Consider the following 25,570-nt stretch of genomic DNA (forward strand, 5'->3'; position numbering starts at 1 on the left):
CCGCTAGAATCGACCTCTGTAGATTACTTCAGAGGTCACCCATGTCTGTCGACCAATACCGAGCCACCTTTCGCGGCTGCCCGATCAACGCCAGCCGCCACAAACCCGAGTCGATCAAAGCCACCTTGCAGCGCCTGGCAGATGCCACCGGCGACGATGAACAGATCGACAATTACGGCCGTGGCGAATTGATCGAATCGTTCGAGCGAGAGGTCGCTGCCTTGCTGGGAAAAGAGGCCGCCCTCTTCATGCCCAGCGGCACCATGGCACAGCCGATGGCGCTGCGCATCTGGGCTGATCTGGCACGAACCGACTATGTAGCCCTGCACGCCACTAGCCACGTTGCACTGCACGAGCACAACAGCTATCAGGTTTTGTGGCAGCTGAAGGGGTGCGAATTGGGTGAATCACATCGGGTTCCGTTGCTGGACGATCTGAAAGCGGCCGCTCGTGACCCGCTGGCCGCTGTTTTACTGGAATTGCCCATGCGCGAAATCGGCGGCCAACTGCCGCAGTGGGATGAACTGGTGCGCCAGAGCGACTGGGCACGCGCACAGGGCATCAAGCTGCACATGGACGGCGCCCGCCTGTGGCAGTGCCCGGCCGCTTACGAAAAATCTCTGGCGGACATCGCCGCCCTGTTCGATTCCGTCTATGTGAGTTTCTACAAAGACCTGGGCGGCATTGCCGGTGCCATGCTGGTGGGCGATGCGGACTTCATTGCCCGCGCCAAGGTCTGGCAACGCCGGGTAGGTGGCACCCTGTATGCACTGTACCCTTATGTGATCGCCGCGAGGGAAGGACTGGCGCAACACCTGGCCGCCATGCCCGAGCGTCGCGATAACGCGCGCTGGCTCGCCGAGCAATTGAACCGGCTGCCTGGTGTAACAACCTGGCCAGCCGTACCCCAGACCAATATGTTTCGGTTGCACATTCGTTGTAATCCACCAATTTTTCTTGAGCAAGGCGTGCGTTGGATGCAGCAGCACCAGATAGGGATCATCCCACCGCCTTACCGGGTCGATGATGATGCCCTTCATTGTGAAATCTCCGTTGGCAACGCCTTTGATTTGCTTACCCGGGAACAATGGCAGGAATGGATCAGGGAGTTTGGTGAAGCAATGCTGACAGACAATCAATAGCAGACCGGAACCCCCAGGTAGAAACAGGAACTTTGCTTGGGGTAAGCATCGCCTGAGTGAGCAGACACCCGGGTATTTATATAAGTGGCACCCTTACAAGGTCTCCCGGTTACTGCCTCACAGCAGCCGGACACGCTAGAGCAACGAGTCAGAAAGGGACAAAAAACTCACCAGCCAACGACTCATAACTCCCATCGTTCTTCAGCCTGTTCAACTGTAGCGAAAGCTCTCTTATAAAAATGAGATTGTTCTCTGTATTGTGACAATTCAAACGATCGTAGCCCGAAAACAGACTGAAGGTGGGGCTGTACGAGAGCTGACTAATAAAGGGCTGAATATCAGGCAGCGCTGCTATCAGCACATCCACGCGCCCCTGTTTCAGCATATTGATAGCCTGATGCTCGGTCATCACCATATCAGCCCTGACTGACCCTTGTAGCACAGACTCAATGTAAAGTTCATGACCCATGATGCCAACTACTCTCAAGTTGACCATTTCATTAACTGAAACAATAGCGGGTTTATCGGGTGCCCTAAACGCATGAAAGCTGAACTTGCCCAAAGGGAAGCTGGAAACCAACTGGTCAGGCTGATAGGTCTGATACAGCACATCATCGAAGCTGTAAATGCAGTCGACCTCTTTAGCGTCAAAAGCGCGGATTGCACGACGGTAGGGATAAAACAGCGTCTGAACATTCACGTCCAGCGATTCTATGGCACGACTGACCATACGTTGATAGATACCGGAACCGTCCTCTTCCACTAAATTATCGATAGACGGTGCGGCAATACGGATTGAACTTGCCTGAGATGCATTGGCCATCAGCCCCAGGCAGGCGACCAGGAGCGACAAGGAAGTACGAGACAGCTTGTTCATCCTGAATGTCCACTAACTCAGCATTGGATTGATTGTGTTTCATACCGCCAATGAAGTAAAGCTGCAGCACGATGCGCATCCCGACAACATTCATCTCAGTTTTCGAGTACGGCGAGACCTGATATCGACTACCCTGAGCCACGGGTTAAGCTGATTTGCGAACCTGGTCATAGAGGCGCATTTGCGCGGTTTCAGGGAGTTACCCAGTATAGTGACCAACCGGGAACAACACTGCTCATCCGAAAACAGACGCGGCATTAGCGTCCAACCAACAGGGAGTCACCATGCTCGTCATCGAAGACAAGTGGGTCTGGGATTTTTGGTTGCACCAGGAAGGTGACGACTGGCACCTCTACTACCTTCAGGCCGACAAGCGCCTGAACGACCCGACCTTGCGCCACTGGCACGTCAGCCAGGGCCACGCCATCTCGACAGACCTGCGTAACTGGACAATAAAGGGAACCTGTCTGCAACCGGCCGAAGCTCCGGCCTGGGACGACAAAACCACCTGGACCGGCTCGGTTATTAAAGACGATGCGGGCCTGTGGCACCTGTTCTACACCGGCACCCGGAACAGCGAACAGGGTCTGAAACAACGTATTGGCCACGCCACCAGTACCGACGGCCACGATTGGCAACGCGTAGGTACCGGCCTGGCCCTCGATATCGACCGGGATTTGTATGAAGAGTACACCCCGGGCCACTGGCACGACCGCGCCCTGCGCGACCCCTGGGTGATGAAAGACCCCGACGGCGATGGCTGGCTGATGTACTTCACCGCTCGCGTCCCCGGCAAGGCCGAGGCCAACGAAGCCGGCGCTATTGGCCTGGCCTACTCGCCAGATTTGTACCACTGGCAGATTCAACCCCCGGTCTTCACAGGCAGCTTTGGTCAACTGGAGGTCCCTCAGGTGTTCAAGCACCAGAACCGCTGGTACTGCCTGTTTTGCACCAATGCAGAGCACTGGTCGGCCGCCTATACGCAAACGGCTAACGGCCCGCCTGTTGGCGGAACCCATTATTTGATGGCCGACCATCACCTGGGGCCATGGCGGGTGGCACCGGGGCCGTTTCTGGATGGCTCAGACCCGGTTCGTCGCTATGCCGGAAAGATCGTACGCCACAAAGGTGACTTGCTGTTCATGGGGTTTCTGCATGACACCCAAGAGGGCGAATTTGTTGGCCGGATCGATGAACCGGTGTCGGTTAAAGTGGACTCCAGCGGGCTGCTGGGTATCACTGAACGCTAACGGTGCTGATGACTACACCTGCATTATTCTCTGGTGAGCGGAATTGCAGCGCTATACTGCATATGCTGTACAGACGCAGTTAGCTAACTCATTTAGTGTTTTCCCCATTGTTTGCATATAGGAAAACACCATGACCAGTGCCTCTGCTCCCTCCTTTAAGTCGCGAACCCACTCGATCCATCTTGCGCTCGCCATATTAATCCTTTTTGGTCTGGCTGCCTGCTCTGGTAGTAGCTCATCCGGCGGTGCAAACACTGACAATGGTGGTTCCAACGACGCTGAGCTAACTCTGCCTGACGCCCTCTACCTCATTCCCGAATCGAAAAAAATCACCGTCGAATGGGAAGTCGAACCTGAGCTCAGCTACAACCTCTACTGGTCTACCGAACCCGAGTTTGACCCAGGTATCGCTGCGGAATCCGACATGCAGCCGAATGTTCAGCCACCATTCGTGATAGAGCCGCTCGAAAATGACCAGAACTACTATTTTTATCTGGAAGTTGTGGACGGAAACGAAACCGCGTTAAGTGAACGTTGGGATACAAGGCTCGCTACGCCAGGCATCGGTGGTTACTCTACTCGCGTTACCAAGGTGCAACAGTCTGATGACGGCCAAGTATTTGTTGGTGGGGCCTTTAATCACCTTGGCTACAGCTATGGCCCGCTTCAGGTTATAGATCTACGCACAGGCGCACCACGCGCTCATCCTCAAATCGGTAACTATGCTTCTGCAATAGCTCCCGACAACAATGGCGGGTATTACATTGCTACTTCCTGGCCCAACCGGCGGATACTCAGAGTGGATGAGCATGACCGGTTGGTCCCGGAATTTGAGGTGATTTCCAATTACAGCGTAAATGCCATGATATTTCACGATGGAACGCTCTACGTCGGCGGTGACTTCAGCCAAATCGCCGGAGCAAACCGGGGCCGTTTGGCTGCATTTGATACTAACGGCAACCTGTTAGGATGGAGCCCCACCTTGAACAGCTCGGTATTGGCTCTGAGTATTCACAATGACATTCTGTACGTGGGAGGAGACTTCTACAATGCATCAGTACTCGGAGGAGAGACACGTACCCACGTAGCCGCTTTTGACCTTGGCAATAATCGACAACTAACGAATTTTTCGCCGGATCTAAACGGTAACGTTAGCGCTTTCACCTTTACTGACGAAGGCATAGTACTCGGTGGCGACTTCTATTCCATAACACAAAATGGAGAGACTCTGGACCGTAGATCCATTGTTTTACTTGATTGGGACGGAACCGTACTTGAGCCGACATTTGATGTTAATTCTGAGGTAACGGCACTGACCACGAGAGATGAATGGCTCTATGTGAGCGGTGAATTTAGTCAGCCAAAACCCTATTTGGCACGTTTCAAACTGGATGGTCAACTGGATGATACCTGGCCAGTCCACTCACCCAGCAGGAAGCTATTTGATTTAATCGCCACCGACAACGGCCTGATTGCTGCAGGCGAATTTTCATCCGCCGGAGTTGACCAAAAGCAATACAATGTCATTCACTATGATCTCAATGGCGAAGTTGATATGACTTACGGACTAGGTCTTGATACTCCGGCATACGACCTGGCCTTACTGGATGACCGACTGGTGATTGCCAGCCAAGCAAACATTCGAATTACCAGCGATCAACAAGGGATCGGCCTGTTGAATTCTAAAGGGCAATGGCAGAACTGGCCTGTAGAGATCAACGGATCCGTGCACGCACTAACCTTACATGATGAAACGCTCTATATTGGAGGAAACTTTACCCAAGCAAAAACACCTAACCTCAATGAGGCTGTTACCAGACAAGGTGCTTTGGCCATAGATCTCGCGACCAATGAGTTAACTGCATTTAGCCCCCAGCTAGGTCAAGAAGAGGTATATTACGGCCCGGCTGAAGTCCACCAAATCACACCGATAGACAACGATTTCCTTATTGGTGGGCGATTCTCGAGAGTTAACGGTGAGAGTCACCAGGATCTGGTTCAGGTCGACACTTCTGGTGCAGTTACCGCCGCATTACCCGGGAAACTGGACCGCTTTGGCTATATTCACAGAATTGAAGCCACCGCTGACCACATTTATGTATCGGGAACGTTCGACGGCTTTGATGGCGCAGCCGATGCAACCAGCGTACTCAGAATCCATCGGACGGGGGAGAACGCAGGCGAAGTAGATAGCACCTGGCTTCCTGAAATTACCGATGACAACCACGCATCCATATTTGGTCGGGTGAGCGATTTGTTGATTCGAGGCAGTTCGATTTACATGTCGGGCTCATTTACGGAATTCACAGACCCGAATAATGCGGCCAACACTGTAAACCGACAGCAATTCGCAGCCTTCACTACAAATGGATCACTAATCGGGTGGGCACCGGAAGTTTCAGGGCAAGGTTCTTCGACCCGCGGACACTTTCTACGTTACCTGCCCAATGAAAACAAATTGTTGCTGGGTGGTAACTTTGATGAGGTGGATGGTATGGAGACAGGAAGTCTCGCCCTGGTAGATCTGACCACAGGTGAGCTCGATGATACAACGCCATTGGGGCTGGCAATAAAGAATTTGAAACTGTCTTCTCCGACCTATACCGCTGAGTTTAACCAAACTACAGGTAACCTATGCGTGGGCATTGGTCGTGAGGTCGATGAAGCGCAACTAAAGGTTGGTATTATCTGCCTGGACCATACCGGTGAGCATCTTTGGTAAAACCCAGGGTCAAAGCAAACGATTAAGTCTGCGCAGACAAGGATGCCTGCGATTAGACACCAACGCTCAGCCCTCGACTGCAATATTTCTCTTGAACCGCAGCTCCTGAATTCCGGAATGCTTCGGGTCGGCCTTTATTTTACCTTCACTAACAAACCCATTCCGCTGGTAAAGCCGAATGGCTCTTTCATTCTGTTCCACCACCCAAAGGAAGATGGATCCATACCCATCGTTGCTGAGTCGTTCGATCATAAAATTCAACAGGGAACGCCCCAATCCGTATCCCCATTTATCCGGGTCGATATTAATCGAAACGATTTCAGCAGACTCGGATCCATCAAGATCCTTGTCGCGAGCCGGGCCGAACACAGCAAAGCCTTCTACACGACCATTCACCTCGGCAACCAGGTAGGACCCTTTGCCAGCGCGTTCCAGTGCATTGCGCCACATAGCCGTCTTCTGGTTTAAGTCGAGTGCATCCAGCAGTGCGGGCGACATTATGCCCGAGTAGACGCGCCGCCAGGCCGCTACCTGAATCTCTGCCATGCGAACTTCATCGCCCACCTTTGCCTTTCTGACGTCGATACTCACCCTGGTTCAATCTCCCTCAATCCTATTCTTAGACTTCACTGGTCATGCGGTATTTCATACAGACTTGCAAGGTCACTCTACAGCCTTTAAACATTCTTCGGGTACCCAGCCTGCCCCTCTGTCTGCATGCTCTACCCAACACCACTGGCAATGCTCGTCGTTAACCGTTAGCCGATCACCTGGTTCTACGTCTAACTCTTTTGCCGAATAGGCTTTCAACGCAACACCTGTTGAATGATGCTCAGATCTCTGAATGTATTCCAGGGGCGCCCAGCCCTCATTCCCGACTGGATCGATGATACGAACCCAGCCTGGAAACTCGGTGTCTTCTGCGCCAACGTCTAACCGGTCGCCCGGTTCAAATGAAACCGGGTTTGGGTAGTTCGATTTATGGTCGCGGGTCACAATGGCATGACGCAAGTGCATTACTGACGGCCTCCCTAATTATCGGAATCCGACCGTGTTTCCAAATAGCTCAGGTCCAGCTCAAGGGCACTGCCCGGCTCACTGAACATGGCGACAAGCCGGGAGCCCAGATCCGCTACAAATCCCGGCGTAGCCTGAGCCAGCGCCATCAGTTCAATTTCTTCGTCATTCAATATAAACGCGGCGCCTCGTGTGTGGTACAGCTCATCGTTGTAGGACGTGGCGTAAAGATATTCGTTGCGGGTATCCCACAAGGTAGCGGATACCGCACCAATGGCTTCCACCTCGGTGCCTGGCAGAATGTAGGCAGCAACGACGGTCAGATACGTAATCCCCAGCGGATTAATGTAGCGGTCTGAGCCCCGGTAGTTATCAATCATTAACACCGCATCGGCATGATGACGGGCGGCTGCTATGCGCACGTCTTTAATTGTGTTTTCCCTGACCGTACTGTTGTTGATCACAAAAAAGTCATCGATGATGCCAGCGCTCTTAAGTTGCTGCAGCATCGGGGAAAGGTCATCCAGTACAATGCCCTTGGCCTTCTTGGCGTAAATGCCATAGTAATCCTCGAAATAGATACCCAGTGTAAAAGGCCGCCCCAGCGCCGGTTCCAGATCCAGGATGCGCTGAATATCGGCTTCGGTCTGCTCCAGCCCGGCCACGGCGAACTCGTTGTTAATATACCTCTGGTTAAAGCCCTGAGAAGCACATCCCGTCAGGATCAGGGTAATCAGCAAGGTCCATAGCGTTCGAGATGTGCTCATAAGGGTTTCCATTCTCAGTATGCGCTCGCGGTCATCACGTTGATCGTAAACAACAAGCGGTATTAGGGTTGCAATGCAGTGGGCATGGCGCGGGTTGGGTCCTATAAAGTCGGAGCCGGGCGCTAAGCCGACCAATCTACCTGACTACGCCATATCTCGCCAATCGCTCGCGTTCGCTGGGTTGGCAATACGGGCATCCACTAACCGTCCAATACGCCTTTACTACGCGCGAATGCCAGCACCAAAATGGTTCGAACTGCACAATTCTGGTGCGAATTTAGCGACAAAAGACGCTAAAGTGACTCTATATTCAGCCAAAGTCGCCAAATGGCTCCAGTCTTGCTATAAACGCCCGTAGTGCAGCGCGGCTGGTTGGGCCGGCTGCAATAATGGCTTTTAGAACAAGGAACTTCCATTGGAATTACTGGATCAATACAGCCTGAGCTGGATCATCGGGCTGGTCGTGGCGTTGTCAGTTACCGGGGTGATTGCCGGTTTAATGGCGGGTTTGCTGGGTGTGGGTGGTGGCATTGTGATTGTGCCAGTGCTCTATCACCTGTTCACCCTGCTGGGCATCGATGAATCGGTGAAGATGCATGTGGCGGTGGGCACATCGCTGGCGACGATTATTCCCACGTCGCTGCGCTCGGCGCGGGCGCATGCCAACAAAGGTAATCTCGACTCCGCACTGCTGAAGTCATTGGCGCCCTCGTTACTGTTCGGCGTTCTGGTAGGCACGCTGATCAGTGGCCTGGTGTCAGGCCTGGTGCTCTCGCTGGTATTTGGGGTGATCGGGTTGCTGGTTGCGGCCAATATGGCCATCAGCAAAGAACCGGCAGCTCTGGCGGAAACACTCCCCACGGGCATAGTTCGCCACAGCATTGGAACCGGCATTGGCGGGTTCTCTACATTGATGGGGATTGGTGGCGGCACACTCAGTGTGCCAGTGCTGACTCGCTGCCAGGTGCCCATGCACCGGGCGGTGGGCACGGCGGCAGCCATTGGTATTTTCATCAGCGTACCTGGTGCTCTGGGGTTTCTGATTAACGGCTGGGGCGTGCCGGAGCGGCCACCGTTCTCACTCGGCTACGTGAACCTGATCGGCTTTGCGCTGATCGTCCCAATGACGTTATGGACTGCCCCCATTGGCGCGCGAATAGCGCACGCCATTAACGCCGGTTTGCTGCGCCAGCTGTTTGCCGTGTTCCTGTTTATCACTGCGGTGCGAATGCTCTATGGCGTGTGGGCGTAGCCGTTAGCTATCGGTAGCCATTCGCGACTACCCGTCGCAGCAATGATGGTTTGAGGCGTGTCTGCCGCCTGCGCTACACCATCAGGCCCGTCTGTAGTGGCAGGAAAACAGCGAATGAGCCGCCGCTACCGGAAAAGCCGGGCTCGCCTGCAACAACTGAGTGCAGGCTACTTTCCCGTCGCAATAGGGGGTGTATGATGGGCATTTCCAGCCTTGCAGGGAAATAGCACGACGATGGACGCCCCTCAACTGGCCATTGAAGTAACAGGCCTGAGCAAACATTTCGGTAAAACCCGTGCGGTGAACGGCATAGATCTGCGCGTTCGGGCGGGCAGTGTTTACGGCCTGCTCGGTCCCAATGGTGCCGGTAAAACCACCACAGTGCGTATGCTGGCCACCCTGATCCCACCGGATAGCGGCAATGCCCGCGTGCTCGGGCTCGATGTGGGCACCCAGGCCGCCGAGGTACGTCAGCGAATCAGCCTGACCGGACAATTCGCCTCAGTCGATGAAGACCTGACCGGGCGTGAGAATCTGCGTTTGCTGGCCCGCCTACTGGGTTTTCACGGTCGCTCGGGCAAAACCCGGGCTCAGCAACTGCTGGATGCTTTCGACCTCAGCGGTCATCGTATTCTTCATCGGCATGATCATGGGTTACCGCACCGAAGCCGGGCTGTTCGGCATCATCCAGGCTGTGTTGTTGCTGAACCTCTTTGCCTTCGGCATCAGTTGGGTGTTTACCACCATTGGATTGCTGATGCGCACGCCAGGCGCGGTGATGACGCTGAGTTGGCTGTTTTTGATGCCGGTCACCTTCGCCTCCAACATCTTCGTCGACCCGGCTACCATGCCCGGCTGGTTACAGACGGTGGTCAGCCTGAACCCGGTGGCGCATCTGGTGACGGCCTTGCGTGCTGTGCTGGAAGGCAATGCGACACTGTCAGTGATCGCCATCGCGCTGATTGCACCGGCCATTCTGCTGGCCATTTTTGGGCCGGTGACGATGCTGTTGTATCGACGCCAACGTTAAAAAACGGCAGGATCGCCCATTAATGTCTTACTTAAATAAGGTCAGTCAATGACTCTGGACCAAGGCATCATCTTTGCCGTTCTGTTTGCCACCCTTGGCCTCTTTATCTGGAACCGCTGGCGTTATGACCTGGTGGCGCTGGCGGCTTTGTTAACGGTAACCCTGGCTGGGTTGATACCCGCCGAAACGGCTTTTTCCGGTCTCGGGCACCCGGCGGTGGTCACCGTGGCAGCAGTGCTGGTGATCAGCCGGGGGTTGTTGAATGCCGGCGTGGTGGATGCCATTGCGCGCAAGCTGACCCAGGTGGGTGACAAACCCTGGGTGCAGGTGGCAACGCTGACCGCTATCGTGGCGTTGTGTTCCGGGTTTATGAACAACGTGGGTGCACTGGCGTTGTTTATGCCGGTGGCCATCTGGATGGCTCGTCAGAGTGGGCGGTCGCCTTCCTATTTGTTAATGCCGCTGGCCTTTGGTTCGCTGCTGGGTGGCACACTCACCATGATCGGTACGCCACCCAATATCATCATCGCTACCTATCGCCGGGAGATCGACGGAAATGCCTTTGGCATGTTTGATTTTCTGCCCGTTGGGCTGTCCATCACGGTCATTGGGGTGTTATTCATTGCTCTGATTGGCTGGCGGTTTACCCCCAAGCGAGAAAATTCCAGTTCCGATGAGCTGTTTGAAGTCAGCGCCTACCTCACCGAACTGAGCTTGCCGGAAGGTACCGATTATGTAGGCCGGTCACTGCATGATCTGGTCGATTCAGTCCGGGACGAGGCTGATGTTCTGGTTGTCGGCCTGGTTCGCGACGACGAACTGACTGAAATGCCATCCATCTACAAAGTGCTGCGTGCAGATGACATTCTGCTGGTCGAGGCAGATTCAGACAGTCTGAAAACTCTGGTCAAAGCCACCGGGCTCAGCCTGGCTCCGGAGCCAGACGACAACGACATCAGCGAACAAGACACCCAAAAGCCAACCAGTGATGAGGCGTCCTCATCCGACACTGAAGATAAGTCGTCTGATCCATCAGACAAACACAAAGAGCTGTCACTGACCGAAGCCATCGTCACCCAGGGGTCACCACTGATCAATCGCTCGGCGTCTGCACTCGGTTTGCGTGAGCGCTATAGCGTGAACATTCTGGCCGTTGCACGACAAGGCCAAAGACTGAACCAGCGCCTGGGCCAGATTCGCTTTGCCGGTGGCGATATCCTGCTGGTCCAGGCCCACAAAGACCGCATACAACCCGCGCTGAATGACCTGGGGTGTTTGCCGCTGGCCTCACGCGGCTTGCGTTTGTTCACGCCCGACAAAGTCTGGATGGCCAGTGGTTTGTTCGCCGTTGCACTGGCGCTCATTGCCTTTGAATTTCTGCCTGCCTCGGTTGCTCTGGTCACCGCCGCGCTGGTCATGGTGCTCACCCGGCTGGTACCACCCGGGGAGATTTACGACAGCATTGACCTGCCCGTCATTATTTTACTGGCGGCGATGATCCCGATCGGGGAAGCACTTGATACCACGGGCGGTTCCCAGTTAATCGCCGACGGCCTGCTCGCGCTTGGCCAGTCGATCCCGCCTGCGGCCACGCTGCTGGTGTTAATGCTGTCAGTCATGCTGCTCTCCAATATTATCAACAACGCGGCGGCAGCCGTATTGGCTGCGCCCGTTGCCATCAAGCTAGCGGCCGGTATGGACGTATCTGCCGACCCTATGCTCATGGCGGTGGCCATCGCCGCTTCCTGTGCTTTTTTAACGCCCATCGGTCATCAGTCGAACACGCTGGTCATGGAGCCCGGTGGTTACAAATTCGGCGACTATTGGCGGCTGGGGCTGCCAATGTCGGTGTTGGTTATTGCCATCTCAGTTCCGGTTATTCTTTGGGTGTGGCCGTTCTGAATCCGGTTTACGTGATGCCAGTATCGGTTCGCGTTGCCCGCAGGAAAGGTAAGAAAGATCATTATGTCTCTGGCGTATTACGCGTTTCAGGAACACAAGAACCTGTTGGCTATGGGGCTGCACAGTCTGAAGCCGGATGAATGGCTATTGCCGGACGAAAAACTGGCCGGGCAGACGGCGCTTAAACAATCGCTCTGGTCGGAACTTGGCGAGCGGGTATACAGCCAGCTACCCGAGTCGCGCGCTGCCCAGCTGGAGGTCGCTCGGACGCTTGGCGAGTATCTGCCAGAACTCTACCCCGATCTGTATGCGCCCTGCTCCGACGGACTGGTTTGCCGTTTCAATGACACAACCTACCAATGGGACGACCCGGATATCGCCTTACTGAAGGCCTCCTGGTGCGTGCAGGAAGACCTCTGCCTGCTGCAGCCACAGGATGACCACTACCGCCTGACGGCCGCCAGCTTGTGCGCCCCAAGCTACTGGCGCTTGCTAGAAAAAATCGGCCAGCCACTCGACCGTATTCATGCCCCGGTTCCCGGTTATGGTGAAAAACTCAGTCGCAAGATCAACCGTTTTTTTCAGCACATTAAAGTCGACCGGCCGGTTTGGCGTGGAAACTGGTCGGTGGTGACCAGCGACCGTTTGTACCAACCGGGTAATGAGGAATCCGAGCCGGTCACCAGCCCAGCCGATATACCGCGGCGTTGTTTCATTCGTACCGAACGTCAAACGTTAAGACGACTGCCGCAGACCGGTGCGGTGGTATTTTCGATTCGAGTGCAGATAAAACCCTTCACTGATTTTCTGAATAATCCAACCTGGCTGAACGATTTATACAACGCACTGGCCGCGCTCTCTGCCGATGAACGCGACTACAAATCACTGCAACCGGTAGAACCTGCGTTATCACTCTGGCTTGAACAGTACCTGGCTGCCTTATAACCGCACCAGAGACAAACACCCTCACCCCCGTCTCTATTTAAAGACACTCTAACTGTCTGATTTTAAAGAATTTTAATATCAAGCCTTAAGAACTGTCTGCGATTGGAGACAGTTCAGCCCGCCCTTCTCTGAAAGAAATCCCAAAAAAAGCCCTAACCCATTGTTTTATATGAATATTTTTAACCTGGCACAGCCTCTGCAATACCTCTTGTGAACGCGTTAGTCAGCCTCGCTGATCAAACGCTTGCAGTAAGTAGCTGTGTCACACAGCGATATCACTCACATAAATGTTAGATCCATCAAAAACAGGAGTAAGGAATATGAAAACTGCACTGACTCTGACTGCCCTGGTGTTAGCCTCTGCCTCAATGGGTGCTGCTGCGGAAACTATGGGCGCTGAAGATGCGTTTAACCAGCTCGATGCCAATGGCGATGGTGTTCTGACTCAGGACGAAGCCAATGTTGATCTGTTGCTGGCCGAGCAATTCGAAATGCTGGACGCCGACGGTTCTGGTGACCTGAGCATGGAAGAATTTGAAACGTTCTACACTGAAAGCGAGACTACTGAAGGCAAATAAGCCGGACTGAAGTCCCGTTTTCAGATCGACATCGATGACCGTTTTCATGGGCTAAAGGAGTTAGCCCTTTTTCCGTGACAAGTTCGCAGCGCTACCCCTTTACTCTGTCTGCGGACCCAACTTCATGAAATCTACGTCACATGCATCGTCTTTGACTTTGCCTACCGCTTCACGGCGACACTTTTCCCTTAAACATCTATCGTTGCAGCAGTTGTCTCTGCAACAGCGCCTGATCGTCAGTTTTGCCATAGCACTCATTCCACTGGCCGTTTTGTTGTGGCAGGGCCATACCGTTTTTCAGCGCATTACCGTTATGGCACAAACAGAGGCACAGGCTGCCATGCGCGAAGCGCGCCAGGTTGAAAACCTCGACCGGCTTGCCGTCGACAGTGAACGCGCCTTGCGCCAGCATGCCGTGGTAACCAGCGACAACACCCTTACCCAATCGCAACAAGCCTTGCAGGAATACCGGCAGGCAGTGAGCGCTGCGTGCCTGCTCATGGGAGGCGAAACCGCAACGCACTGCAGCGGCCATCTGCAGCTGATCGACGCACAATTAGCAGCACTCGGCACCTCAAATGGCGCGTCCAACCCGAACACCCTGACCTCCGATTTGCCGCAGCTCAGACAACACCAAAGCGAGTTGACCGAACACATCTGGCGTCAGCTGAACCAGCGACTGGAAGCACAGGGTGAAATCATTCAACAGGAACAGCAAGCGCTGTATTGGCAGACGCTCACCCTGGTGTTGCTGACTGCCGTCATGGTCGTCGGCTCAAGCCGGCGCATTGCGGCCCCGATACAACGCCTCGACCGGATGATCCGCTCGCTCGGCCAACCCGGTGCTACTCCCGACCATAAGGGCATACAAGGGCCACGCGAATTGAACGAGTTGGGTGAGCGGCTGACCTGGCTCTCAGGTCGGCTGCAACAACTGGAAGCATTGCGCCTGGCTTTGCTACGCCACGCAGCCCACGAATTAAAAACGCCACTGGCCAGCATTAAAGAGGGCTGTTCTTTGCTGGAAGAAGGTATCACCGGGCCACTGACCGGACCACAACGTGAAGTAGTCGCCCTGCTCAGCGGCAGCACCGACCGCCTGGCGCAACTGACCGAGCAATTGCTCGACTACAACCAGTGGTTGCAGCAAACCGAGGTCAGGCGACAAACCCTGAGCCCGTCGGCCCTGATCAACGACACGCTTAGCCAACACCAACTGGCATTGCACCAGCGGGGCATGAACGTTCAGGTTGTGTGCACAGTCGATCGCCTGCACACCGACCCGACTCTGTTCCAGCGCATGCTCGACAACCTGATCACCAACGCCCTGGCCTATGGGGCTGACGCCGGTCAGATTCATATCCGGCTGGAACACCAGTCACCCTGGGTCGTACTTGAGGTGGCCAACACCGGGCCCGCCATCCCCGCTCACCTGCACCAGAGTATTTTCGAACCTTTTCAGCGCGGCGACGCGCCCCGGCAGGACAGCCTGCAAAGCTCCGGTCTGGGGCTGTCTATCGTGACCGACTGTGCCCGGCTGCTCGAAGGCCGCGCCGGGCTGGCCGAGCACACCGGGTATGACGTCTGTGTGCGCATTCAATTACCGGTAAGAGGGGCAAACGCATGATGCACCAAACGGCAAGCCACTCATTCCCGGTTACCCTGGTGGTTTTACTGTTCCTGCTAACCGGCTGCGCCGGGCTAACGCCTGAGCCACCGGAGCCAACCACTGGAGGCACGTTGCAAGGCCAATGCGAGCGCCCCCTGCTGCCCGATGTGTTCGATGCCGAATCCAGTGCCTGGCACTGGCTGGACTTCAATCAGACGACGCCTGTGCTCGATTGGGCCGCGCTGCCCGCACACCCGGCGGACCACGACCTGGCCTTTGCCTGGGCCCTGTACTTTAGCAAACCCGGCCAAAAGCCGGTGCTGTTGCAATTGGGCATCGGACAATTACAACGGCTCAAACCCAACCTGCCCGCTAGCCTGCAACCGCTGATCGAGCTGCATCAAAGCGCGGCCCGCGAACTGCTGCTCGAATACCGTCAACGCGATCAGCAACGCCAGGCACTGGAAAGCCAAATCACATCGCTGCAACAGGCACTGGAACAAAAGCAGGCACAAATCGATGCGCTGACGGCGATCGAATCCCAGTTGATGACCCGCGAGAACGGTCCCGCACAGGAGGACACCCCATGACCCAGACTGCATCCAAACCCGCTCTGCTGCTGGTCGATGACGATGCCAGCCTGCTGCGCCTCTTATCCCTGCGCCTGGCCAGCGATGGCTGGCAAGTTGAAGCTGTCAGCGATGGGGCTGCAGCGCTGGCGTACCTGGAGCGCCACACCGTCAACCTGGTGATCAGCGATCTGCGCATGCCGGGGCTGGACGGCATGAACCTGTTTGAACGCATCACCGAGCGGTATCCGGACCTGGCGGTCATTCTGATGACCGCACACGGCTCGATCCCCGAGGCGGTCCAAGCGACCCAGCAGGGCGTACTCGGCTTTCTGACCAAACCGCTGGATCATGACAAACTGCGCGACCTGATGAACCAGGTGATGGACCGGGGCAGCCCGCAATGCGACGACGACTGGGACCGCGACATCATCGCCCGCAGCCCGGCTATGACCCGCCTGCTCGACCAGACGCGCCAGGTCGCCCGCAGTGACGTCAGTGTGCTGATCAGCGGCGCCAGTGGCACCGGCAAGGAACTGTTTGCCCAGGCTATTCACCGCGCCAGCCCGCGCGCCAATGGCCCGTTCGTGGCGCTCAACTGCGGCGCTCTGCCCGAGCATCTGCTGGAATCAGAATTGTTCGGCCATGCCAAGGGCGCCTTTACCGGCGCCATTCGGGAACAGGCCGGCCTGTTCCGGGCAGCCGAGGGCGGCACACTTTTTCTGGATGAGATCGGCGATATGCCAACGCCGCTACAGGTGAAGCTGCTGCGCGTGCTACAGGAACGCCAGGTGCGCCCGGTAGGCAGCAGCGAAACCCTGCCAATCGACGTGCGCATCGTCTCCGCCACCCATCGCGACCTGAGCCGTGCCATGGAACAGGGCGATTTCCGGGAAGACCTTTACTACCGGTTGAATGTCGTCAACCTCACCCTACCCAGCCTGCGCGAACGCGCCGAAGACATCCCGCTGCTGGCGCGGCATTTACTGCGCCGGGCGGCGGAACAACACAACAGCCGCGTCACGCGCATCGAAGACAAGGCCATGCACCTGCTGATGACGGCGCCCTGGCCGGGCAACGTGCGCCAACTGGTCAATGTCATTGAGCAATGCGTGGCACTCTGCCCCAGCACCGTGGTTCACGAAGCGCTGGTGCGCCAGGCCCTGGCCGACCAGCAACCCCACTGGCCCACCCTGAGCGAAGCCCGCGACGCCTTTGAACGCCAGTACCTGATCCGCGCCCTGAGCATGACTGAAGGCAATGTCACCCAGGCCGCCGCCCTGGCCGGGCGCAACCGGACCGATGTGCACAAGTTGATTAAGAAGCATGGGCTAAGCAGCTAGGGAGCCTGGTCAACACCTTTTCGATTTATACAAAGCTGACCTTTGGCCTACTTGCCAGCCGCGCTGGTGGCCCCATAATAGCGGGACCCATTTCTTATAGGTGTTGTTATGCAGCGCATTATGCTTTTCCTCGGGACGAACCTGGCCATCATTGTGGTGCTGGGTGTCTTTATGAACGTTATTCTGCCCGCTTTCGGGGTTCAGCTTGGCAATACCGGCGGTTATCTGGTGCTGGCCTTTGCCTTTGGTATGGGCGGCAGCTTTATATCGCTGATGCTGTCCAAATGGATGGCCAAGCGCGCGACCGGTGCTCAAGTGATTGAAAAACCGCGCAACGCCGAAGAACAGTGGCTGATGGAAACCGTTGCGCGGCTGGCCAAACAGGCCAACATTGGCATGCCTGAAGTAGCGGTGTTTCCGGCACCCGAGGCTAACGCCTTTGCCACTGGCGCCAGCAAGAACAACTCACTGGTGGCAGTATCGGTTGGGCTCATGCGCACCATGAACCGGGATGAAGCCGAAGCGGTACTGGCACACGAGATTTCGCACATTGCCAATGGCGACATGGTGACCATGGCGCTGGTTCAGGGCGTGTTGAACACCTTCGTGATCTTCTTTGCGCGCATCGTGGCGCAAATCATCAACAACGCCATCGCGCGCGGTAACGACAATGGCCAGGGCCTGGGCTTCTTCAGCTACCTGGCAGTGGTGATGGTGATGGAAATGGTCTTTGGCGTGCTCGCCAGCATCATTGCCATGTGGTTCTCACGCCAGCGTGAATACCGAGCTGACGCCGGTTCGGCGTCTCTAGTCGGCGCACCGAAGATGATTGCCGCGCTGGAGCGCCTGAAAACTGGACAAGACTCACAGTTGGATGGCCAATTGGTTGCCTTTGGCATCAAGGGCAAGCGCAAGGAGCTGTTTGCTTCCCACCCCAGCCTGGATGACCGCATCGCGGCCTTGCGTCAGGCAGCCTGATAGCCTCTCAAGACCGGCATTCGCTCAGGAGAATAGTGACGGGTGCCGGGCATCCTCCCCGATAATCTTTTACACTGCGCCTTTCTGACCCCAACCGGGCTTTTTGAAAGGAATCCGCCGTGACTTTTCGTGCTGCTGCACTGGCCGTAACCACCCTGCTGGCCTATCTGACATTGCCTGTTCATGCCAACGACCAGGACCGCCCCAGTCGAGTCTGGCAGCAGATATCAATGCCTGGTTTCGACATTGTCTACCCGGAAGGCCTGGAAACTGAAGCCCGTTATGTCGCCAACCGGCTGGGCAGTTACTGGCCGGCACTGAACGAATCGATGCCAGCCCACAGACCACCCCGACGCATTCCCATTGTGTTGTCCGCCACTACGCTGACATCCAACGGCTTTGTACGCAGCGACCCCATTCAATCCGTGTTTTTCAATCAGCCATCTACACTGGGCGGGCTGGAATGGCTCGACCTGCTGACCGTGCACGAGGGTCGTCATCTGGTGCAGTTTACCCAGCCACTGGATACCACCACCGGACGCGTGGCCCGAGTACTGGCCGGCGAGAACGGCACCATGGCCATCGTGCTGCTGTTTTACCCCAATTGGCTGCTCGAAGGCGATGCCGTCGCCGAAGAGACCCGGCTTACTCAGGGCGGGCGCGGGCGTGTGGCCTCGTTCGATCTGTGGCTCCGTACCCATGAATTGACCGGGCAACGCTACTCCTACGACCGGGCCATGCTCGGCACCGGCTTTGAACAGTACCCCCGGGTCAGCCCCTACGATTTGGGTTATCTGATGACCAGTTACCTGCGACGCGAACACGGCTCCCTGATTCTGGATGAGGCACTCGGCGGAGTTGCCGAACCCGGTGCAGGCTTCACGTTCGATGGTCGCATTCACACCCTGACCGGCAAGAACCTGAGCCAGACCTACCATGCCGCCTGGGATGAACTGCACCAGCGCTGGCAAGGCATGGTAGATGCCCTCGACATCACCCCGGTGACGCCGCTGTGGGAACCCGCATCGGATCACTGGCAAAGCCTCTATCCGGTCGCCATAGACGAAGACTGGGTGCTGGCCGTGGAAATGGATGTAAAAACGGGCAGTCACCTGGCTATTCTGTCTCCGGATGCGACATACCGGGTTGCCACCTTGCCTGCGGCCGTCGCTGCGGGCTACACCGGAACCGCGAAGCAAAAAACCGTCAGTTACGCCAATGAACGTTTTTGCTGGGCCGAAGGCCGGGAACACCCGCGCTTTAACCGTGACGTCACGCGTGACCTGCATTGTTATGACATTCAAACGTCCGAGCGGTATCAACTGACCGACCTGGGGGACATCACCTCGGCGGGCCAGGCCAGCACCGGGCACCTGCTCGCCCACCGCTTCAGCATGGACCGCAACAGCCAGCTCGATTGGCTAAGTCCGGATGGCCAGAGCCTAAAGCAGATCCAGCTGCCTAAGCGGAGTCTGGCCTTTGATATGTCGGCTAATGACGAAGGCGACTGGGTATTTGCCCTGCTTACCGACGCCGGCACCCAACTGATGCACTGGTCCGGTCAGACTGGTCAACTGCGCACCCTGGCCGGGCCAGTGCAAGGCGAGACCTGGCGTTCCCCCGTGCAGGCTAACGACTGGGTGCTTTACACCAGCGATCGCGGCGGCATCGACAGCCTCTGGGCGCTGGACACGGCCAGCGGCGCCCGCTATCGGATCAGTCAGCGACCCTTCGGGAACTACTTTATCGTTTGGGACGAGCAACAACAGCGGTTGCTCAGTACCGACTACCATGCCAACGGCCATGCACTGGTGGAACACCCCTGGCCCGGCGAGTCACAGCCGCAAGCGCACTGGGTGCCCGAAGCCGACGTCGCGCCACTGGATCCCTACATCGCCCCGCTGGCCCAACCAGTTGCACCGGTTCAGGTCGACGCAGGCCCGGCCGAACGGTTTCGCTATGCACCCGGCGACTGGCTACCCAACAGCTGGCTGCTGAGCGCCGACAACCAGGCCGCCGCTATTAACCTGTACAACACCAACCTGATGAACACGCTGAGTACCAGCATCAGCCTGGGTTACAACTGGGAAGCAGATACCCCCACCGGGTCCCTGGCCCTCAACTGGCGTCGTTACTGGCCGGTCGTTTCTTTGTCCGCAGAGCAGCAACCCGATGCCGACCTAAACCGGATCGATACCGAAACCCGGCTGGCATTGTCCGTACCGTTGCAGCAAACCCGGGGCGTTGCCCGGATGGGCCTGGAGCCAAGCCTGGGCATCACACACTTGAGCGCCACCGCAATCGATTCAAACGCCTCGGCCGAAGCTAGCTTTATTGAGGCCGGGCTCTCCGGCTATTGGGCACACCAGGCCGCACCGCGCGATCTCCAAGCACCGATCGCCATTGCCCCGACCGCTCTGCTCGACACCCAACTGGACACCGGCGGCTTCCAGCTCGCTTTGAGCAACTCTGTGCAAATTCCCGGTCTCGCGGACAACCATCACTTCAGCATCTCGGGCCAATGGCAACGGCGTGACCCGGACTTTACCGGCAGCAGTCGCATACCCACGTCCCCCGTGTTCGAATCCGCTCCGGTAACGCTCAATATGGCTGCCAGCCGGGCCAACTATCAGTTCAGTCTCGGACCAGTAGATGCCGCCCTCGGCCGATTGCTCTATCTGCGCAGCCTGACCCTGGCGTTCGACGCCCGGGTGCAATACCGTGATGAAGAACAACGCAGCGCATACGGGGTTCAACTGAGCGCACCGTCCAATGTGTTCCGCAACAGTCGCTTGCGACTGGTGCCCACCGCATCGGTGTATTACCGGCCTGAGCAGACCGATTGGGTGCCAACTCTGAGCCTGACACTGGGTGGGTAACGCTGCAAAGCAGATCGCTTCGGTCTACACTGGGAATCAGGTACGGACCCAATAAAAACAGAGGTCGCCTGTTTCAGCCAGAACAGGCCGACCAGACAGGCCACTCGACCAGACCGACAAGGCAGTGTAACCACTATGAATCAACCCGACCGGGAACTCGTCGACCGTTTGCAGCATGTACTGGAAGCCCGCCCATTTGATCATCTGGGCGTCTTTGAAACCGACGCCGGCTGGCTGATCCGGGTATATCAGCCCGATGCCGAGCAACTCGAAGCCCATGATCTGAAAACGGGCAAGTTACTCGGTCGTTTCAGTCGCTGGCCGAACAGCGATGTCTTTGAACTGACCCTCAAGCAAAAAAAACGCCCAGCCTATCAGTTGCATGTGCAGGGCAAAGGTGGCCACGAGTGGGACGTCATCGACGCCTATCAGTGCATTGAACGCACCTTTGAAGACATGCCCTGCGATTCATCGACGCTGTACAAGACCATGGGCGCCCAATTGTGCTCAACCAAACTGAACGGCACCGAGGTGACCGGGGTTCGCTTTGCCGTCTATGCCCCAAATGCGCGCAGCGTCAGTGTGATCGGGGATTTCAACAACTGGGATGGCCGGCGGCACCCGATGGCCAGCCATCACGATGGCATCTGGCGCTTGTTTGTGCCGCACCTTCAGGCTGGCGATGCCTATAAATTCGAGCTTAAAGACGCCCGAGAGCACCTGCTGCCGCACAAGTGCGACCCCTACGCCTTTGGCATCACCCAGTACCCGGATTTCAACTCCATCGTCATCGATCACGGTGCCTACAAATGGCAGGACCAGGCCTGGCAGAAACGCCCCGCCAGCGACCCACGACATGAGCCGATGAGCATCTATGAGCTGCATGCCGGCTCCTGGAAAACCCGGGATGGCCAGCCGCTCAACTACCACGACCTGGCCGATGAACTGATTCCCTACCTGCTCGACATGAAATTCACCCATCTCGAACTGATGCCGGTGTCCGAATACCCCTACGATGGCAGTTGGGGTTACCAGCCAATCGGGCTGTTTGCGCCGACCAGCCGCTTTGGCACACCGGATGAATTCAAATACCTGGTCGACAAGTGCCACCAGCACGGCATTGCGGTCATCGTCGACTGGGTGCCGGCCCACTTCCCGGCTGACGAACACGGCCTGGCCCGTTTCGACGGCACGCCGCTTTTTGAGTACGCCGACCCCCAACGTGGCTGGCACCCGGACTGGAACTCCTACATCTACGATTTTGGCCGCTACACCGTCTGTGATTTTCTGGTGTCGTCGGCGCTGATCTGGCTTGAGGAATTTCACGTCGACGGGCTGCGGGTCGATGCGGTCGCCTCGATGCTGTACCTCGACTATTCACGCGAAGAAGGCGAATGGACCCCCAACGTCGACGGCGGCAATCACAACTATGAAGCCATTGCCTTCGTGCGCCGCTTCAACGAAACCGTCTATGGCCGTTTCCCGAATTGCTACACCATTGCCGAGGAATCCACCGCCTTCGATGGTGTTTCCCGCCCGGTGTTCGCCGGCGGCCTGGGCTTCGGGTTCAAGTGGAACATGGGCTGGATGCACGACACCCTCGGCTACATGAAACAGGACCCGGTGTACCGCAAATACCACCACGACGCCCTGACTTTCTCGGGCGTGTATGCCTTCAATGAGAATTTCGTACTGCCGCTGTCGCACGATGAAGTGGTGCACGGCAAAGGCACGGTAATGACCCGGATGCCAGGCGATGAATGGCAACAGGCCGCCAATCTTCGCGCTTATTACAGCTACATGTTTGCCCACCCCGGCAAGAAACTGAACTTCATGGGCAACGAGTTCGGCCAGACGCTGGAGTGGAATTACCGGGCCCAGCTCGACTGGGGTCTGCTGCAATACCCGCGTCACCGTGGTATCCAGGCGCTGTTCCGGGACCTGAACCAGCTCTACCGCTCTGAGCCAGCGCTGTATGAAACCGATTGCGAAGCCGAAGGCTTTGGCTGGATCAACGCCGGCGATGCCGAAGCCAGCGTGCTCAGCCTGTTCCGCCGGTCGCTGGATGGCAAAGAGCTGATGCTGATCATCGTCAACTTCACCCCCATGCCGCGCGAAGACTATGTACTGGGCACGCTGGTGCCAGGCCGGTACGAGGTGGTGCTGAACAGCGATTCGGAATACTACGGCGGCAGCAATTTCCCGACGGCTACCCACTTATCGACCGAGCCCGGCCCGGCCGATGGTCAGGCGCAGCATCTGCGGTTCACCCTACCACCTCTGGGCGCCATGTTTCTGAAACTGATGCCGAAGTGACGCCAGGCCGACACGCCAGGCAAGTCATGTCAGTCTGGGGCACATTGGCGCATACTCTGGCGATGTATTCGCTCGGGCGTCCGTCAGGCTGAAAGGGTCTGACGCGAGGGGGCCGCGTAACCGCCACCGCTGACACCCGGGTCCCACAGACGCCCGCTTCACCACGAGGTTTTAAATGTCGAGCTCAACATCCGCAGCCGAAATGCGGCTTGAACCCGGGCACCCCTTCCCGCTGGGCGCCCACCCGGGAGACAACGGCTGTAACTTTGCGGTCTTCAGCCCCCAGGCAACCCGGGTACTGCTGTGCTTTTTTGACGATCAGGATCAACCCTGGGGCGAGCCATTGCCATTACACCGCACCGGTGACATCTGGCACGGCCATGTTCCCCATCTAGCGCCCCAAACACGCTATGGCTATCGCGCTGAAGGCGAGTTCAAGCCCGGCCTGGGGGCCCTGTTCAACCCGAACAAGTTACTGCTCGACCCCTACGCGGTGGCGTTGTCAGGCCCATTTGAACCCAATCGCAGCCTCTATGCACATGATGCCAGCGATCTGACGTGCCTGAAGCCCTGCCCCATGGACAGTGCCGCCCATGTCCCGAAAGGCCTGACCCCGGCACCGGACGACTTTGACTGGCAGAACAGCCGGGCGCCGAAAACACCCTGGCCCGATACCGTCATCTATGAGGCGCACGTTAAAGGCTTCAGCCAGTTGAACCCGGCCGTGCCCGAGCACCTGCGCGGCACCTACCTCGGCTTTGCCCATGAGGCGAGTGTGGCCCACCTGCAGTCACTGGGTGTCACCGCGGTGCAGCTGATGCCCTGCTTCGCCTTCATGAGTGAGCCCCGCCTGCCAAACCTGGGGCTGACCAATTACTGGGGCTACAACCCGGTGTCTTTCTTTGCCCCCGACCCCCGCTATGCCGTCGACGATGCCGTCACCGAGTTCAAAACGCTGGTGCGTGCCCTGCACCAGGCTGGTATCGAAGTCATCATGGACGTGGTCTACAACCACACCGCCGAATCCGATTTGCTCGGCCCCAGCGTCAGCCAGAAAGGCCTGCACGGTCCCTGGTTCTACCGGCATCAGCAAGGAGACTTCAGCCACTTTATCGACAATACCGGCTGTGGTAACAGTGTGAACCTGCACGAGGAGGTGACGCTGCAACTGGTGATGGACAGCCTGCGCCACTGGTTGCAAACCTACCGGGTCGATGGTTTCCGTTTTGATCTGGCCGCGGCACTGGGCCGCGAGGAATGGGATTTTTCCAGCCGGGCGGCCTTTTTCATGGCCTGCAACCAGGACCCGGTGATTCGCCATTCAAAACTGATCGCCGAGCCCTGGGACATCGGCCGGGGTGGCTATCAACTGGGCAACTTTCCCGCCAACTGGTACGAGTGCAACGATCGCTTTCGCGATACCCTGCGCCGCTTCTGGCGGGCGGACATGGGTGTTATGCCAGAGCTGGCCAATGTGCTGATGGGCTCGCGGGATGTACTCAACAAGAATGCGCATTCGAGCTCAACCAGCCTGAATTATGTCACCTACCACGACGGTTTTACGCTTCACGATCTGGTGTCCTACAACGACCGCCACAACGCGGCCAATCAGGAGCGCAACCTCGATGGCCATGGCAACAACCTGAGCTTTAACTGGGGTGCTGAAGGTGAAACCGGTGATGCCAACATCCTGGCGCATCGCCAGCAGATCAAGCGCAACATGCTGGCCACCTTGCTGTTGTCGCAAGGCGCTGTGCATCTGCTCGGCGGTGACGAGCTGAATCGCACCCAGCAAGGCAACAACAACGCCTACTGCCAGGACAACGAGATCAGTTGGGTTCACTGGGACCAGAAGGACGGACCATTCCAGCGATTTATTGCCCAGTGCATTGGCATTCGCCAGTCCAGCACGCTGTTTCGCAACCTGGTCTTTGATGCGCCAGCGCATTCTAATGCACCGGTGACAACGGATGCCGTGCACTGGTATCGCAACGACGGCTACGCCATGGAAATCCGCGACTGGCAGAACCCGCACACCCGCTGCCTGGGCATTTTACTGTCTACCGACATCCGCAACCCGGCCATCAATCTGCATCGGTGTGAGGAATATTATCTGCTGATGCTGAACAGCGGTGGCCACGATTGCACCTTCACGCTGCCGGCCAATCCGCACTCGGGCTGGAAGGTGGAGTTTGATACGGCGCGCAATGAGGGGCTGAGGCCGGAACAGGAGGAACGCATTAAGCGGGATTATGAGCTGAAGCCCCACTCACTGGTGCTATTGAGCCGGTGCGATCCCTACACGGAATAAAAAAGGGCCCCTTACGGGGCCAAATGTCGAGGAGTACTCAGAGAACCAGACGGGTTCTCCGCCATCCAACCCATCGAGCAGTC

At 57.0% G+C, this 25,570-nt stretch carries 19 protein-coding genes and 1 pseudogene; 16 read left to right on the forward strand and 4 right to left on the reverse strand.

Annotated elements, in window-relative coordinates; translation table 11 throughout:
- Nucleotides 1-41: 41 nt before the first annotated feature.
- Complete coding sequence (locus ACHUE7_RS20305; RefSeq protein ID WP_394171681.1) at nucleotides 42-1,142, forward strand: threonine aldolase family protein; 1,101 nt, start codon at nucleotides 42-44, stop codon at nucleotides 1,140-1,142.
- 148 nt (nucleotides 1,143-1,290) lie between these two features.
- On the opposite strand, the gene ACHUE7_RS20310 is transcribed toward ACHUE7_RS20305, so the two are convergent.
- Nucleotides 1,291-2,019 (reverse strand): hypothetical protein, encoded by a 729-nt coding sequence (locus ACHUE7_RS20310; RefSeq protein ID WP_394171682.1) that lies wholly within the window; start codon nucleotides 2,017-2,019, stop codon nucleotides 1,291-1,293.
- A 284-nt stretch (nucleotides 2,020-2,303) separates the two neighbouring features.
- On the opposite strand from ACHUE7_RS20310, the gene ACHUE7_RS20315 reads away from it, so the two are divergent.
- Nucleotides 2,304-3,269, forward strand: coding sequence for a glycoside hydrolase family protein (locus ACHUE7_RS20315; RefSeq protein WP_394171683.1), 966 nt, complete (start codon nucleotides 2,304-2,306; stop codon nucleotides 3,267-3,269).
- Between the two features lie 130 nt (nucleotides 3,270-3,399).
- A complete protein-coding gene (locus ACHUE7_RS20320; protein WP_394171684.1) occupies nucleotides 3,400-5,991 on the forward strand; it encodes an SMP-30/gluconolactonase/LRE family protein in 2,592 nt (863 codons plus the stop codon).
- 66 nt (nucleotides 5,992-6,057) lie between these two features.
- Here the strand turns inward: ACHUE7_RS20320 and ACHUE7_RS20325 are convergent, their stop codons facing one another.
- The 3 genes from ACHUE7_RS20325 to ACHUE7_RS20335 form a co-directional block, all read right to left on the reverse strand.
- A complete protein-coding gene (locus ACHUE7_RS20325; protein WP_394171685.1) occupies nucleotides 6,058-6,582 on the reverse strand; it encodes a GNAT family N-acetyltransferase in 525 nt (174 codons plus the stop codon).
- A gap of 72 nt (nucleotides 6,583-6,654) precedes the next feature.
- Nucleotides 6,655-7,008 (reverse strand): SH3 domain-containing protein, encoded by a 354-nt coding sequence (locus ACHUE7_RS20330; RefSeq protein ID WP_394171686.1) that lies wholly within the window; start codon nucleotides 7,006-7,008, stop codon nucleotides 6,655-6,657.
- A gap of 14 nt (nucleotides 7,009-7,022) precedes the next feature.
- The gene (locus tag ACHUE7_RS20335; protein WP_394171687.1) at nucleotides 7,023-7,775 is read right to left on the reverse strand and encodes a hypothetical protein; all 753 of its coding nucleotides are present in this window, start codon (nucleotides 7,773-7,775) and stop codon (nucleotides 7,023-7,025) included.
- 415 nt (nucleotides 7,776-8,190) lie between these two features.
- Between ACHUE7_RS20335 and ACHUE7_RS20340 the strand changes: the two genes are divergently transcribed.
- From ACHUE7_RS20340 to glgX, 13 genes and pseudogenes are all read left to right on the forward strand, one after another.
- A complete protein-coding gene (locus ACHUE7_RS20340) occupies nucleotides 8,191-9,027 on the forward strand; it encodes a sulfite exporter TauE/SafE family protein (protein WP_394171688.1) in 837 nt (278 codons plus the stop codon).
- A gap of 234 nt (nucleotides 9,028-9,261) precedes the next feature.
- Nucleotides 9,262-9,606 (forward strand): annotated as a pseudogene (locus ACHUE7_RS20345) (ATP-binding cassette domain-containing protein); the annotation flags it as partial.
- Nucleotides 9,554-10,057: an ABC transporter permease gene (locus tag ACHUE7_RS20350; protein ID WP_394171689.1), complete on the forward strand. Its 504-nt coding sequence runs from the start codon at nucleotides 9,554-9,556 to the stop codon at nucleotides 10,055-10,057. The pseudogene ACHUE7_RS20345 and the gene ACHUE7_RS20350, both read left to right, overlap by 53 nt.
- Before the next feature lie 48 nt (nucleotides 10,058-10,105).
- Nucleotides 10,106-11,959, forward strand: coding sequence for an SLC13 family permease (locus tag ACHUE7_RS20355; RefSeq protein WP_394171690.1), 1,854 nt, complete (start codon nucleotides 10,106-10,108; stop codon nucleotides 11,957-11,959).
- Nucleotides 11,960-12,022: 63 nt separating this feature from the next.
- A complete protein-coding gene (locus tag ACHUE7_RS20360; protein ID WP_394171691.1) occupies nucleotides 12,023-12,904 on the forward strand; it encodes a heme-dependent oxidative N-demethylase family protein in 882 nt (293 codons plus the stop codon).
- 320 nt (nucleotides 12,905-13,224) lie between these two features.
- The gene (locus tag ACHUE7_RS20365; RefSeq protein ID WP_127559628.1) at nucleotides 13,225-13,482 is read left to right on the forward strand and encodes an EF-hand domain-containing protein; all 258 of its coding nucleotides are present in this window, start codon (nucleotides 13,225-13,227) and stop codon (nucleotides 13,480-13,482) included.
- A gap of 124 nt (nucleotides 13,483-13,606) precedes the next feature.
- The gene (locus ACHUE7_RS20370) at nucleotides 13,607-15,109 is read left to right on the forward strand and encodes a sensor histidine kinase (protein ID WP_394171692.1); all 1,503 of its coding nucleotides are present in this window, start codon (nucleotides 13,607-13,609) and stop codon (nucleotides 15,107-15,109) included.
- A complete protein-coding gene (locus ACHUE7_RS20375; RefSeq protein WP_394171693.1) occupies nucleotides 15,106-15,681 on the forward strand; it encodes a hypothetical protein in 576 nt (191 codons plus the stop codon). The genes ACHUE7_RS20370 and ACHUE7_RS20375 overlap by 4 nt, the downstream gene beginning before the upstream one ends.
- The gene (locus ACHUE7_RS20380; RefSeq protein WP_394171694.1) at nucleotides 15,678-17,003 is read left to right on the forward strand and encodes a sigma 54-interacting transcriptional regulator; all 1,326 of its coding nucleotides are present in this window, start codon (nucleotides 15,678-15,680) and stop codon (nucleotides 17,001-17,003) included. Before ACHUE7_RS20375 ends, ACHUE7_RS20380 begins: the two co-directional genes overlap by 4 nt.
- 108 nt (nucleotides 17,004-17,111) lie before the next feature.
- On the forward strand, nucleotides 17,112-17,981 hold the full coding sequence (gene htpX, locus ACHUE7_RS20385; RefSeq protein WP_348474130.1) for a protease HtpX: 870 nt from the start codon (nucleotides 17,112-17,114) through the stop codon (nucleotides 17,979-17,981).
- Nucleotides 17,982-18,100: 119 nt separating this feature from the next.
- Nucleotides 18,101-20,860, forward strand: coding sequence for a TolB family protein (locus tag ACHUE7_RS20390; RefSeq protein WP_394171695.1), 2,760 nt, complete (start codon nucleotides 18,101-18,103; stop codon nucleotides 20,858-20,860).
- A gap of 135 nt (nucleotides 20,861-20,995) precedes the next feature.
- On the forward strand, nucleotides 20,996-23,176 hold the full coding sequence (gene glgB / locus ACHUE7_RS20395; protein ID WP_394171696.1) for a 1,4-alpha-glucan branching protein GlgB: 2,181 nt from the start codon (nucleotides 20,996-20,998) through the stop codon (nucleotides 23,174-23,176).
- A gap of 175 nt (nucleotides 23,177-23,351) precedes the next feature.
- On the forward strand, nucleotides 23,352-25,487 hold the full coding sequence (gene glgX / locus ACHUE7_RS20400; protein WP_394171697.1) for a glycogen debranching protein GlgX: 2,136 nt from the start codon (nucleotides 23,352-23,354) through the stop codon (nucleotides 25,485-25,487).
- Nucleotides 25,488-25,570 lie beyond the last annotated feature (83 nt).

Origin of the sequence: Saccharospirillum alexandrii, from assembly GCF_043641555.1 — a bacterium.
Lineage (GTDB): Bacteria > Pseudomonadota > Gammaproteobacteria > Pseudomonadales > Natronospirillaceae > Saccharospirillum > Saccharospirillum alexandrii_A.